Origin of the sequence: Aquibium carbonis, from assembly GCF_003970795.1 — a bacterium.
GTDB lineage: Bacteria > Pseudomonadota > Alphaproteobacteria > Rhizobiales > Rhizobiaceae > Aquibium > Aquibium carbonis.
The window spans coordinates 1-13,845 of record NZ_RWKW01000014.1; the positions used below are offsets into that span (position 1 = coordinate 1).

Below are 13,845 nucleotides of genomic sequence, written 5' to 3' on the forward strand. Positions count from 1 at the left end.
ACGCCACGCCACGTGAAGAAGGCTGGGGGATGATCGGGAAGGAGGGCCACCGTCTCGATCGGTTCCGGACGCGCAAGCAGCCGTGCCGGACGTGGCCAGCTGCCAGACCACACGGATTCCTGATCGGGTGAAAGCGCGGGAATCCTTTCCACGCTCCGTTCCGGCACGTCGCTGGGCACCGGCGCCACGCGGTAGAGGCGATCTTCGCCGACACGGTTGGCGAGGATGTCGACGAGGTCGGACACGTCAGGCGCGGAGGGATCGATCAGGGATGAGAGGTTCTGGGTAGGCTCCATGGCCTGGGTCCAGGTGGCCGCCAGCGCCATCAGCTCGATGCCGAAGCTTGGCTCGATCTCTGTCACCTTGTCGGAAAGCATTCGCACGAGCCGCTTCCGGTCTCGTGTGGGGACGGCCGTCCCGATCCGAACGGACTGCTGCTGGGCATCGACGCGATGGCAAACGAGGTCGAGGCGACGAGCCCCTTGGCCACGTTCCTCCAGCCGCGAGCAGAGCTGTTCAACGAGCTGCGCGATGTATCGCTTGATCGTCTCGGCTGCGCCGATGGGTTCGGCGAAGGCGCGCCGTACTTCGATCATATCGGCGGGGCGGACCGGATCGATCGGTTCCGGCACCAATCCCAGCGCCTGGTCGATCCGCCTCCAGATCTGCGGGCCGAACCGCAAAGTCAGGGGCGCCCGTGGCTGAGACAGCAGGTCAGCGACCTGCTCGAATCCTAGGGAACGCAGCTCGGCGACCAGCGCCGCTTCGAGCCTGAGTGCTGCAATCGGCATCGGAGCCAGCACTCGTTCGGGCGGAATCCTTTTGACGAGGCTGATGGGGTCTGGTCCGAAGCGGGCTAGCGCATGCGCGGCTCCCCATGTGTCGGCTATGCCGATCTGGCAGGTGTAGCCCGCAGCGCCGAGGCGCTCATAGAGATCCCGCGCGAGACCTTCGTCTCCACCCACCAGGTGCGCCGCGCCATCGATGTCGAGGATAATCCCGTCTAGCGCGTCCGCGGCGACGACAGGTGAGTACCGCAGAGCCCAGAATGCCAGGCGTTCCAGTGCGTCGATATCGCCGGCCGGATCGGCTTCCTCGATCCGCAGACCGGGCACCACAACCTGCGCCTTGGCCAGCGGCATCCCGGAGCGGAGTCCTTGTCGCTGAGCCGCGTCATCGGCAGCCATAACGATTCTTCTGCGGCCATCCGAGCCTGCGAGGACGAGCGGCGCGCTACCCGGCCGCGTAGCGCCGCCCGAGGCCCGTCTGTGCCGATCGATGCTCCATCTGGGAAGGAAGACCGAGACGACCCTGGTCATCGCAGGCTTCCAGTTCGAAGTCGGCGCTCTCGCCTGCGCGCGCCCTGATCAGCTCGACCAGCCATCGATGGCGACCGACACCAGGGACGGGCAACGGATGCGATGGCAGCACGGACACGCGCCAACGCGTCGACGCGGCCGTCGGCTGCCCGAAATCCGACGCCTCCGATTGGCGTCGCCACCGCCGGACAGCGATGCCCATAGTGCTCGATCCCTCGGATGCGAGCTGCAGACGGCGTGAGGCGGTCATCGATAGATGGACGACTTCTGCGACGACGCAGCCAAGGCCGCCATGGCGCAGACCTTCCTCCATACATGCCAGCACCGCCTTCTCGTCGCCCGCCTCGACGTAGATCACGCGGTCCGGAGAGAGCCCGGCCTGGGCGAGTGCGGGAGCAAACAGGTCGGATTTCGTGAGGCACCATAGGATTCGTCCGTTCGTTCTGGCCGCGATTCCCGCCGCGAACAGGGCCGCCGCGGCGCCATCCACTGCACCGTTTCCGCCACCCGCCACCTCGTGCAGCGCTCCAAGCGAAAGCCCGCCGCCCGGGAGCTTCCCGTCGACCTCTTTCAACCCGAACGGCAGGACCTCCTGTACCTGCCGGCGGCCGGCCTCGAGCGCTGCGATAGTCGAACGCAGCGCTGCAACGTCCGCCTTGGACATCGCCCTCACCATATCTGTTGCGGATAATGTTCCTATTTTGTTCTGGTTCGGACGTCGAGTCAAAATCCTTGGTGGAGCTAGGACCCACGCGCCGCCCTCGCGAAACGGATGACATATCCAAGCCCTAGGAAAACACACTGGACCGATCGCGATCTCCCAATTGATCAGCGGTCGGAGTTCGTCCCGATGTTGCGTGGAAGCGGCTTGAGGAACCCGTCCCGTTCCGGAACCGGGAAAATTTTGAAACGGCGTAGAATGAGATCGAGGGCAGCTCGGACTTCGCTATCGCCCTCGTTGAGCGCTTGAGCGAGCCCTCGCATCTTTCCCGCATCCTCGCTGTCCTCCAGCAACACTGGCTCGCCGCGGAACAGAGAGCCCCGCCGAACCGCAGCGTGTATATACGGTGCCTGGGATTCCACTCTTTCTTGCCTTAGGGCTTCCTTGACCTCAAGTTCGACGGCCCTGAAATCACCGAGGGGGCCATTACGCGCCCTTTCTTTTGCGTAGCCATCCTCGGACACCCGTTCGGCAAATCGCGCCCGGAGCCGATGCCCGCTCCCCTCCACGCCAGCGTCATTGAAGGCGGTCTTGACTAGGTTACCAATCGACTTTTCTGAGAACCCTTGGCCCGTCTTCATGGATAGCAACAGGTGGTTCGAGGTGGCGCGTCCCGCCTTCCGGGCGACAAAGTCGGCGGCGAACTGCGCACGCGCGTCCCAGATGAACAGCAGGCACTCCCAGATAAAATCGATAGGGATCCGCGCTAGATTCGGTGGGCCGCTCTTTTCTGTAACTTCGAAAAAGCCGTACTTTCTGTGCTTTTTCTGTTTCGCTCCCTCTAGGGCGCTTCTCACCGCTGCCTGAGAAACTGGATCATCAACGATAGCGAGGATGTCGATCCGCTTCCGCGAAGCCATCGACCGCGTAGCGGGATCAGCTTCGGATCCAAAGATAGTGGCATGATTCACTCCGAGATCCAGCAGGGCCTTTTCCAGGTCAAGGATGGTTACTAAAGCCACGCCTTGTCGGCGCAAGCCGCAACGCGCCATGAAACTGGCGGCCAAATAGTGGCACGCGCTCGCGTAAGCGCCCTTGGTCCCCGTAGCGCCCTCCTGCACCTTCTGCATAACCTCCTCAATCTGCTCGTCGTCCGGAGTCGGTCGCTTCTTCCGCTTGCGCTTCGGCACCGTTCCGTACCCTACGGGTGGGATAATGCGAGCGTCGACGACGCGCCCGTGCGCGTTCATGACGGGCACAACCCTCACCATAAGCGGGTAGCCGGGTCCGGTCTTGCCCTTATCGGGGTCTTCCATAAGGTCGCAAACCAGTTCGAGGCGGTTCTGTAGCAGGAAGTAGTAATTCCAGACGACCCACACCCGGCGCATAATGCGTCTTCGCGAGAAGGCCGTTTCCTGCCGTACCTCCTCCATTCCGCCACGCACCGTCCGCACCATCTTTACCGAGTTCTCCATCCCGGTTTTCCAGTCGAACAGAAGTTCGTCCTTCGGGGCGTCCCAGCGACAGCCCCGGCGGTCGAGGAAACGGAACCAGTCAATGATCACGTAGGCCACGTCCCGCATCGAACCGGGGGACAGCCCCTGCTTCGCCTGTAACTCAAAGAAGTAGGCGGCTGAGAGCAGGTGCACTCTACGCCTGCGGTCGCGTATGAACGGGTGGCCTGGCAGCGCCTTTCCCGCGATCTCGAAGTCGGACCCCGCAAACTCCAGTGCTGGTTCGGCGGCCAGGGCACTCATCTATCATCCATTTTTTGCGTTGCTGACGCCACTTCCGAAGCCTGAGCGCTGGCTATGCGCAAGTCTCGTTCAGAAACCCGAAGTTGCCGCGCAAGTCGAGCGATCTGGCCGGAGAGCGCCTTAACCGTCGCCTTAAGCTCGCGATTTTCTTGTTCCAGGCTTGTTGCAGCAGGTGTGTTGATTTGCTTGAGCAACGCGACGAGCGCACGCGCTTCGTTTGGGTTCGGTCCACTCGGCGCCGTGATGTTCGGACTCTTCCATCTAGTCACTTCAAGTTCTGTGTCTTCCCACTCACTCACTTCTTTGACTGTCTTCTTCCAAGTTTGACCGGGCGGCAGTCCATCCTCAAGCCAAGAGCCCAGCAGTTCGATCTTGCGCCTCAGCGAGGCCAAAACTACCGATCTCTTCTCCTTTGGGGAAAGGTGAGACTTCACGCTATTCGCTGTTCCGGTCATCAGCCGTCCCTCTCTCCGCTGCGCTCAGGGAAGCGTAGTTTGAACTCCTCCTCGAGCAGAGTTAGGCGGTTGGTAGCCCGCTCTCGCGCGCGTTCAGAGGGGCCATGGTCGGCTAGTTGATGTTCGGCGGCGATCGCGCTAGACCAAGCCGGCTTGTTGCAGGGGAAGGTAATCCCGTGGACGCAAGCCCCACAGTTATGTATCGATGCGAAAGCGACGTCTGGTCCTGATCCGTCTGTCGCCGCTGTCTCCTGCCTCCCGCCCGCTACCTGCCATTTCTCGCTCTCCTGCAGACACTTGGCGGCCAAAAGATCAACGGCGTCCCTACCGCAGGTGCAGAAGGCGTGACCTTGGGCGTTTGGTTCCATCGTTCTGCCCGACAACAAGGTGTCGAGGATATCGTTGAAGTCTTTCTCCCCTGCAGTCTTTGACACCGCCAGAGCGACGCGCGCATCCGCCTGCGCAACCATGTCCTGAAAGACCTTGGTCAGGGCCTTGGCACCGCGCCCCGTCATCGACATTGTTCCTTTGGCAACAGACAAGCAGCGGTCGCGGATGAACCCGCGCCCAGCTGCTTCAAAGTGGGACAGTCTCTCGCGGGCGGCCACAGTCATTTTCCTGGCTTCTTCGCGAACAGCGCGTGAGGAGTCCCGTTGCTCGATTAGGCGAAGCGTCGCTCCCCTAGCGTTCATGGTAAGATAGTGTCGTGTCGCGTCAGCATTAAAATGCATATAGAACACGGAAAGGGCCGTGAGGTTGGGCGCGTCGAAGCGGTAATAGTACGTTACGCCGAAAAATCGCCGGAACATGTGCGGGCGGAACCGGACCGGAGTGCCATCTTCGAGCGGCGGCAGTTTTATGAACTCGACGAAGGCGTCCAGAGCCTTCTCAAGGTTGAATTGGACGGGCCGCTGCGAACCGAGCAGATCGCGGAACTCGAAAAGCCACGGCGAGCTGGCTTCTGTTCGAGCGGCATCTCCAAGCCAGATCAGCGTGTCGACTGCTTGCACGACGCCTTCGGGAATCGGTATCCGGTCGAGATCGCGCAGGCTCTTTTCAATCCAAGTCCAAAGCCAGGGTTGGCCTTGTGCATCACGTTCGACGCAGTCGGTGCGAAGGCTTTCAATTTCCATGCGCCTGCGGGCAGTGAAAGTGGCAATCACGATCGCGCATGCCGCCGGCATCAGCACGAATAGTAGAGTGCGCAGGCTAATCGCGTGTGGGGGTAGAGTTCTCGGAGTCCCGAACGCTGGGATAATTTCGATCGCGTCAATATTCGAATGCCTCGGTGGACACGATGGCAGCAACTGTTGCAGTCTCTTGCGCAAAGTCCGTTTATCCATGGGCTTGGCGCGTTCCATTTCCCCGAGCTTGGCGAGATCGGAATGCAACCGCCGTAACACCGGCCCATATTCTAGTACCCACTCAAGAGCAGTGCTGACGAGCGCGCAGGTCTGAAAGGGAGGCGCGTCGGGTGTCTTATCCCAAGACCTGGTCGCGAGCGTCGCGGCTTCCTGATTCAAGGCTCGCTGGCTCGTGAACGCGCGGTATCCGATCGGGTCGTGCTGCAATCGATGTCGGAGATCCCACAGCGACTTCCACACGCGAAGCAACCTCAGATATGTCCCCGCGATCCTGTCGGTGTCCTCACGTAGCGGTCGCTTAGGTGCGCGCCGTGCGGCTTCATAATTGGCGAAGGCGATGGGATCAGTCTCGCGCAGGTAACCAATGATCGTCAGGACGGCAGCGGATGACATCTGCATCGTGTGCGTGAAGCCTAGACGCGTCAGGATCGTGCGCATAGCGAGAGTTCTGGCGCCGCCCGTCATATAGACGGGGAGAAGCCACCCCTTCTCGCGGAGCTCCGCAATGTAAGTCTGGGCCTTGTCTTCTGAGCCCGAAAGGGCACGAGGCCCCCCCAATTCGAGCGTATCCCGGAATAGGTCATAGAAGTCTCCGGTCAGGTTTGCACACCGGTCGAGACCGATGGCGAGGCGCCACCTCAGGAAGACTAAAAACGAGTTGAACGACCTAACTAGGCTCTTCCCGGAATCGATCCAGCCTTCGCGCAAATTCGAGAGGGCATGGATCACGTAGAGCTTCGCCGTAAGTAGGTCGTCTTCCCTTCCCGCGTCTGTCAGGTAGACAGGTCCAGGAGCGACCGGGACGCGGAAGTTGATTGTCACCGTCGCATCACGCAGCTTATTCGGATCCTCCAGCACGATGTGCCATTTGTCTGACTCCAGTTCGTCCCCCTTCTGTAACCAGGCAGGCCTCGCCATCGTGCAGAGAACCGCGTCGTGGCTTCGACGGTCTGCGAGCTTGGCATGACTGGTCCGGGATAGGCCGCTCACGCGACCGACGGTGGAGAGACGGCCCATCGTCGGACTCATTGAATGACGACCGCAGGAGTTTCTCCGGAGGCTACGCGGATCTCTGCTGCTAAGCAGGCGCGCCGCCACCCCGGAGCGTACATCCCCTGTTTGAGCTTCCCAATAAAAGCTTCCGTCATGGCGAGCCAAGGAAGCCAGACTCTTTCCCAACGCGCGGGATTGTTAACCAGCATGCGTTGCTCCGCCTCGCGGAGCCTCGCGTTCATCAGGTACAAGTCCTCCATCGACTTTTGCAGGGGCCTAAACGAGCGAACGGGGCAACGCGGACACCACTCGAAGACATCGCATGCCTGGCCCTCTTCCGACCCGGGCGCGACACCACTGAAGGGATCCTCGCACATCGTGCCCAGACCCGTCGCTACGGCCCGTGACCGACGTTCCTCCAGCGTCGGTAAATCGGTTCGCAGCCTCTCTGCCACCGCTGGGGTCGGGTTAACCAAAATGGCCTCGAAAAGCGCGGTGAACTCCCTTATCTGAGCGAGCAATGCCGATCGCAGGTAAGGAGCGTCGGTGTACCCCATGAACACTCTGCCATCGCCCTTGTGTTGGGTGACGGCCAAGGCATGCCGCCTCTCGCCGCGCGCCTCTTTGATCTGCACGCCTGTGGCGCGGATCATTCGCCGCGTGATCTTCAACCCGCCAATGTCGGGGTCCTCCTTATTGCGCTGGAGGAAGGCATTGAACCAGCCATGAATCGATTGCGAGCAAGCCGCGACGGGCCCAGAATTGCCGAAACTTGAAGGTGCAATGAAGAGGTGTTCTGCTGCATTATGGTTGCCCTGCTTCCTGGCACGCTGCCTTATCGGCTCGGAGAGTTCCTTCCAGATCCTGATGGCTTCGGTTCCGGAAACGCTTTCACCATCGGCCCTGCTGATTCTGATGACCCCGGTTTCTTCGAGTAGGTCGCCGTCGGTAAACTCGCCCCGAGCCCTCATCTTCAACCCGGTGACTGTCGTGATCTCTTGCTTGCCCCTTTGCGCCTTTCCCACGAACGGGTCGGCCGCCAGCCTGTAGACTGGATCGACGCTCATTTCCGTATCGATGAGAACAATAACGTGGGTGGCGTTCAGCGCCTTCGGGGTGCCCTCCAAGAGCGGCACGAGATATGGTGGACCACCGAACTCTATGACGAGCCCCTTGATGGCCGCTGGCATAGTTGGATAGTGAATGACCCCTCCGAGTTCGTCCCGGATGTACCTCAGGAGGCTTGCCAACGCCCGGTCTGGATCACTTTTCGGGAAGAGCCTCTCCCTCATATCTAGGTAAACCTGCTGCGTACCTGCCTTCAGCTGCATGTTCGCTAGTTCCCTGATCTGCGGAATGTCGGCGAGGTCCGGTCGCGCCATGGCTTCCTGGCCCCAACGGAATTGCCGATGACAGTCCTGAAGCTCCCTAACTGCGCAGGAGCGGAGTGCCGCCATTCGCTTCACATTCAGGTCGCACATGGCCCTCACATGGCTCTCAACCTTGACGGCGGATAACCGCACGGTATCCGGCCCGAGTTCGGCAAGGCTTTTCGTCCGCGCACCATGCCAAGGCTTGGCCGTTGCCTTTAACTTCTGGCGCACTACCGCAGGGACTATGCCGTCGACGGACAGGAGCTCCAATACGTCGGATAGCCCCTTGAAGTCCCGTCGACGGACAGGGCCGTCTGGACTATCGATCGACGCTGCCACCTCTTCGATCGCCGCTTCAAGCACGCCGGGGTGAGTTCCGGCTGGATCGCTACTCGTGAGTTGTTCATGCAGCGTCTTCATGGAGCTTCCTTCGGAAGCCTCCGACGCGGCGACCAAGAAGCCGTTGATGATCGTCACCCATGACCTCGCCGTAAGATACGGCTTGTCGTTCAATCCGCGCTGTAATGAGCTGGCGAGGCGTATGCAGAAGTCATGTCCGTATCCGGGAAGGCAGCGTTTCACAGATGTATAGCGCATCTCCTTCCCCACCACGAAGCCTATCGAGTAGGGACCGGGCTTCCCGCGCGGCGCCCGTCGCTTCTCCGGTGGCGTGGCGAGGCGCGCCCTCTGCTCCTCTTGGCGGTCACGCTTCACCCTCAGCCTTATCTCCTGCTGGGCGTCAAAGGCTGAAACCTTGCGCAGCCGATAGTTTGTCTTCCTATTAGAAGGCATATCATTCACTTATATTGTCTACACAGAGCCAAGATCCGAAATGATACTGATCGCGACGATCCCAAGCGAAGTTCAAAAGGATTCGATGTGCTATAGAAAGGATTCGATAGACTAGTGAATAGGATTCAAATTCGACGCCCCGAAGCTGAACACGACGCATTTGCAGCAGTCATTTCTGCGATTCGGCGAATTTATACTATATCGCTGGATGTCAGTCAAAAGGGCGGGGCGTGTCGACGCGGTTAGCGAGCATCGATCCCTCGCGGCAAGTCACCTTCACGGCCGACTGCCTGACGCTAGTCGTCGACTCATCGCCATTAGACGCGCAGTTGGTTGGCGAGCTGGCTCGGCTGATCGCTGCGCGCGATCGGCCGAGGATGCCCGTCAGCGACAAGGGCAGCGAGTTCAGCTCCAACGCCACGCCTAGCAGGACAATTCCTTAGCCGAGAGGCGCTACCGTGAGAGCCCGGCTCCCCGACACACGATACATCCATAGCTTGAGGGTCGGCCGCGAGGCGGGACGTCGCGGTCCGGCGGAGATTCACGACGAGACTCTATCCCAAACTTGCGCCCGCTGGACCAGAAGCAGCAGCCTCCTGAGCTAGCGGGCTCCGCTGATCAATCAGTGAGTGCCCAAGCAGCTCCGGCGCGAACTTGTATGGAACTGCTATTCAAGCGACAAATGCACTAAAGCCTTGCGCTACCTAGATTCCGATTTGAATAGCTAAACGGAATAGGGCAAACCGAAACCCTCCTTCGGCAGGTCGGCCGGGGCGAGATTGACGGTGACCTTCTTGGCCGGCAGCGACAGGCCCGATGCATGGAGTGCGGCCTGGACGCGCTCGCGGCTCTCGGCCACCGCCTTGTCCGGCAGGCCGACGATCTGCATGCCCACCTTGCCGGGTGCGATCATCACCTGCACGTCCACCGGCACCGCCTCGATGCCCTGGAAGGCGACCGTGCTGACGCGTGACACCATAATTCCGTCTCCCGTGCGACTTCGCTACCACAGGTACTGGCAAAGCTAAGCACGGAAGTCGAAGTAGAGCAAGAACAATTCAGGAACACGCGCAACGCCGCTAATTCTCTTTGGGAAAGGGGCGTGCATCCGGTCCCGGTGTTCGACTCCAGCGTCAGGCGACTGTTCTGAGGATGGTCCATAAGGCATCGCTCGAACCCTGCGGTCATCACCTGCACGCCGACCAAAACGATCTCGATGCCCTTGAACGCCACCATGCTGACCCGCGCCGCCATGAGAACGCACGCCGCGCCACGAAGAAATAAAGAACTGACCTCTTCCTACTGGGTCGTGAGCCCATAAATGCGGAATGACCTAGAAGGCCCAGGGAGCGAATTATTGGATCGGATGCGAGGCTCAGTCAGCCCCGTAGATGATCTCGTGCACTCATGAGCGCAAAGCCGAGCAAGTTTTCGCCGCGCCACAGGAGCGGATTGACCGCCCGGTCATCTTCTGCCGAAAGGCCGATCCCCCACACTCGATCAACCGGGCTCGCCTCTACAAGAACCTTGCTACCAGTTGATTGGAGGAATGTGCCCAGCGCCTTGTTCTGGGCGAACTTTGCGAAGCTGCCTTCTGTGACGATGCGGCGCTTTTCACGATCCCATGTCGCTTCATCGAAGCCGCGCACTTCCCGACCAAACTGTTTCGCCTGCTTCGGGCTCCCCGCCTTAAGGATTTTCTGCACGGCCTGTTCGTCGCCAAACAGTCGCGCTTTCTCGGCCATCATCCAGTGCTCGGCTGTCGGATATCTATTGCCGCCCACCTCGAATGAGGCAGGCCACCACTGGCTGAAGCAGGAGGATGTGATCCGTCCATCCTTAGCGGGCTGGTGTCCCCAGAAGAACATGAACTTCCAGTGCGACTTCGCTTGAAATGCGGCCTCAAGTTGGGCGCGATCGTAATCCATAAGCTGATCCTCTAGTGCAGCAACGTCGGACACCAACTCTACACCTACGTTAATTAATTACTTTAAAAAACAAAATTAAAGACTGCAATGGACTAATTTCTACCATCGCTAAAATAGCCGTGGCGCGCCGGAAAATCTTACAATCCATATTGTAGGAGGCAACAATGAGATGAGCGATTTCACAGGTGAATGTATATGGTAAAACGTGGTCTTGTTTTGACCCTTGCGATCCTGTCGGTCGCGATGTTGAGCGGCTGTGACCGCTACAAGGACGCTTTCGTTAGCCGCTGCCAGCAGGTCACGGGCCAATCATCGTCAGATTGTTCCTGCGCGGCCGGCAAAGTGAAGGAGATTCTCGACAACAGGGAATGGTCGATTTTTGGCCTCGTTCTTTCGGGCGAGTCCAAAGCGGCCGAAACCGAAGCTGCTAAGCTTGGCTTCGGCGGCATGTTTGGGCTGATGTCGAAGTGGGCCAGCGCCCTCAGCGTGGCCGAACGGCAATGCTCTGTCCGCGGATTGTCGCGCATGTGAGATTCTGCGCGCCTTCGGCCCCGCGTCTTCTATCCCAGCTTCGCCTCAGCGCGCGCCGACCTTCCCCTCCACCGCGTCCCAGAACAGCGCCGCGATGTCGGCACCGCCGAACTTCTTCACCTCGCGCACGCCGGTCGGCGAGGTGACGTTGATCTCGGTCATGTAGTCGCCGATCACGTCGATGCCGACGAGCACGAAACCGCGCTCGCGCAGCGACGGCCCGATGCGGGCGCAGATCTCCCGCTCGCGCTCCGTGAGTTCGGTCGCCTCGGCCCGGCCGCCGACATGCATGTTGGAACGGGAGTCGGTTTCGGACGGCACGCGGTTGATGGCCCCCACCGGCTCGCCGTCGATCAGGATGATGCGCTTGTCGCCCTTGCGCACGTCCTTCAGGTAGCGCTGGACGATATAGGGCTCGCGGAACATCTGTCCGAACATTTCGAGCAGCGAGGCGAGGTTGCGGTCGGCTTCGGCCAGATGAAAGATGCCGGCGCCGCCGTTACCGTAGAGCGGCTTGACGATGATGTCGCCGAACTCCTTGCGGAACGCGGCAACCTCGCGCGGATCCTTGGTGATCAGCGTCTCCGGCATCAGGTCGGGAAACTCGGTGACGAAGATCTTCTCGGGGCTGTTGCGCACCCAGGCCGGGTCGTTGACGACCAGCGTCTTCGGGTGGATGCGCTCCAGCATGTGGGTGGTGGTGATGTAGTTCATGTCGAAGGGCGGATCCTGCCGCAGCAACACCACATCCACCTCGGCGAGGTCGAGACGCTGCTGTTCGCCGAGCGTGAAATGGTCGCCCTTGACGTCGCGCACCTGCATGGGCTCAGCCCAGGCCGACACCTTGCCATCGCGCAGGGAAAGCCTGTCGGGCGTATAGTGGAAGAGTTCGTGGCCGCGCCGCTGCGCCTCCAGCGACAGCGCGAAGGTGGTGTCCCCGGCGATGGAGACGGTGGCGACGTGGTCCATCTGCACGGCGATTCTGAGCGGCATCGAACATCCTCCGGAGCCAGGCTATCGGCCCGCCATGTAGACAAAAGCCGCGGCCATGCCAATGCGCAAGCGGCGACTGGCCCAACCGGAAGGAACCTCGGGACCCGACGTCCGAAGCATCGCGGAGCTACACCCTTCCTAAACGCTTGGTGGGGCATGGTGGTCTTTCGATCGCGACAACGGCCCTGGATCGGATGAGAACGGCAGCACTAGGCATCGCGAGACTGGAGGAGGCGGCGGACGTCGGCATGACGGATCTGCTGACCGGCCTCGGCAACGACCGACGCTTCCTGGCGAAGATCAGGCGGCTGATCAACGACCGGGCGGCGGACCCGGCGCCCTTCGTCGTGGGGATCATCGACCTCGACGGCTTCAAACCCATCAACGACCTCTTCGGCAGGGGCTGTGGCGACGAAATCCTGCGCCAGGCGGCGATGCGGCTGCGGGCGGCGACCGACGACCGCTGCTCCATCGTTCGACTGGGGGCAGACGAGTTCGGCTTTCTCCTGCCGCTCACCTTCAGCGAGGCGGCGGCGACAGAGCAGGCCCGCATCCTGATCGAGGTGCTGTCGGCGCCCTATGACCTCGGGGAGCGCAGCGCCCGGCTGTCGGCCTCTGTCGGCTGCGCGCTTTACTTCACGGCTGCCGAAGCGGCCGAAGACCTGATTCTCAAGGCCGAGTCGGCACTCTACGATGCCAAGCGCACCGGCCGCGGCAAGGTGGTCGTCTATTCCCAGGAGATCGAGGACAAGGCCAGGCGTGTCACCGGCATCGAGCAGGCGTTGCGCCGCGCCGTGGCGGCCGGCGAGGTGGAGCCCTGGTTCCAGCCCATCGTCAGCCTCTCGACGCGGCAGGTGCTGGGCTACGAGGCCCTGGCACGCTGGACCGACCGGGATCTCGGCGTCGTCTCGCCAGCCGAGTTCATCCCCATCGCCGAGGAACGGGGCTTCATCGGCCAGCTCTCGCAGGTGCTGCTGTGCAAGGCGGCGCGCGCAGCAGTCGATTGGCCCGAGGAGGTCTCCTTGTCTTTCAATCTCTCTCCGTCCCAGCTCGTCGACCAGAACACGAGCGAGCAGGTGCTGACGATCCTGCGGGACACCGGCCTGCCGCCGAGCCGGCTGCAGATCGAGATCACCGAAACCGGCATGATGTGCGAACCTGCCTCGGCTGAGAAAATCGTCGAGGATCTGCGCGCGGCGGGCATTCGCATCGCACTCGACGATTTCGGAACCGGCCAGTCGAGCCTCGGGCGGTTGCGGCAGCTCCATTTCGATACGATCAAGATCGACCAGGCGTTCGTGGCCTCCATGCTGGCCGATGCACCGACGCAGCACATCCTGCGCGCCATCCTGGACATGTGCCGCGGACTGCAGAAGGACGTCGTGGCCGAAGGCATCGAATGCGAGGACCAGGCCGCCCGGCTTGCCGCGTTCGGTTGCCAGAAGGGGCAGGGCTACCTGTTCGGCCGGCCGATGCGGGCCGACGCCACCGCCGCGCATGTGCATGGCTATGCCGCCAGCGCCCGCGCGGCCTTCGCCTAGCTGCGGATACGCGGCTTCTCCCCGCCTGCACGACTGGCGGAATCGTCCTCGTCCACCGCCTGCTGCGCCGGGTCGTCTGTACCCCTGCCCGTTGTTCGGGGGCTTGCCGGTTGGCAGACAATCTCCCATACGAAGGAG

Annotated in this window: 10 protein-coding genes and 1 pseudogene; 2 read left to right on the forward strand and 9 right to left on the reverse strand. The window is 61.3% G+C overall.

Annotated features, from left to right (window positions below; genetic code table 11):
• From EJC49_RS04425 to EJC49_RS04460, 8 genes and pseudogenes are all read right to left on the reverse strand, one after another.
• Nucleotides 1-1,187, reverse strand: a 1,187-nt coding sequence (locus EJC49_RS04425; protein ID WP_245453259.1) for a Y-family DNA polymerase, incomplete at its 3' end; no start/stop codon positions are given.
• Nucleotides 1,188-1,233: 46 nt separating this feature from the next.
• Nucleotides 1,234-1,983, reverse strand: coding sequence for an ImuA family protein (locus EJC49_RS04430; protein ID WP_245453260.1), 750 nt, complete (start codon nt 1,981-1,983; stop codon nt 1,234-1,236).
• A 164-nt stretch (nt 1,984-2,147) separates the two neighbouring features.
• Nucleotides 2,148-3,737 (reverse strand): hypothetical protein, encoded by a 1,590-nt coding sequence (locus EJC49_RS04435; RefSeq protein ID WP_126698260.1) that lies wholly within the window; start codon nt 3,735-3,737, stop codon nt 2,148-2,150.
• Nucleotides 3,734-4,192, reverse strand: coding sequence for a hypothetical protein (locus tag EJC49_RS04440; protein ID WP_126698261.1), 459 nt, complete (start codon nt 4,190-4,192; stop codon nt 3,734-3,736). Before EJC49_RS04440 ends, EJC49_RS04435 begins: the two co-directional genes overlap by 4 nt.
• Entirely contained in the window at nt 4,192-6,573 is a 2,382-nt protein-coding gene (locus tag EJC49_RS04445) for a site-specific integrase (RefSeq protein WP_126698262.1), read from the reverse strand. The genes EJC49_RS04440 and EJC49_RS04445 overlap by 1 nt, the downstream gene beginning before the upstream one ends.
• An 8-nt stretch (nt 6,574-6,581) precedes the next feature.
• Nucleotides 6,582-8,723, reverse strand: coding sequence for a hypothetical protein (locus tag EJC49_RS04450; RefSeq protein ID WP_126698263.1), 2,142 nt, complete (start codon nt 8,721-8,723; stop codon nt 6,582-6,584).
• Nucleotides 8,724-9,441: 718 nt separating this feature from the next.
• A pseudogene (locus EJC49_RS04455) lies at nt 9,442-9,693 on the reverse strand (magnesium chelatase domain-containing protein); the annotation flags it as partial.
• A gap of 400 nt (nt 9,694-10,093) precedes the next feature.
• The gene (locus EJC49_RS04460) at nt 10,094-10,642 is read right to left on the reverse strand and encodes a riboflavin biosynthesis intermediates N-glycosidase (RefSeq protein WP_126698264.1); all 549 of its coding nucleotides are present in this window, start codon (nt 10,640-10,642) and stop codon (nt 10,094-10,096) included.
• Between the two features lie 189 nt (nt 10,643-10,831).
• Between EJC49_RS04460 and EJC49_RS04465 the strand changes: the two genes are divergently transcribed.
• Nucleotides 10,832-11,173, forward strand: coding sequence for a hypothetical protein (locus EJC49_RS04465; protein WP_126698265.1), 342 nt, complete (start codon nt 10,832-10,834; stop codon nt 11,171-11,173).
• 45 nt (nt 11,174-11,218) lie between these two features.
• Here the strand turns inward: EJC49_RS04465 and gshB are convergent, their stop codons facing one another.
• On the reverse strand, nt 11,219-12,166 hold the full coding sequence (gshB, locus tag EJC49_RS04470; RefSeq protein WP_126698266.1) for a glutathione synthase: 948 nt from the start codon (nt 12,164-12,166) through the stop codon (nt 11,219-11,221).
• Nucleotides 12,167-12,360: 194 nt separating this feature from the next.
• On the opposite strand from gshB, the gene EJC49_RS04475 reads away from it, so the two are divergent.
• Nucleotides 12,361-13,707 carry a putative bifunctional diguanylate cyclase/phosphodiesterase gene (locus tag EJC49_RS04475; RefSeq protein WP_126698267.1) on the forward strand — a complete coding sequence of 449 codons (1,347 nt, stop codon included), beginning with the start codon at nt 12,361-12,363 and terminating at the stop codon, nt 13,705-13,707.
• Nucleotides 13,708-13,845: the final 138 nt, after the last annotated feature.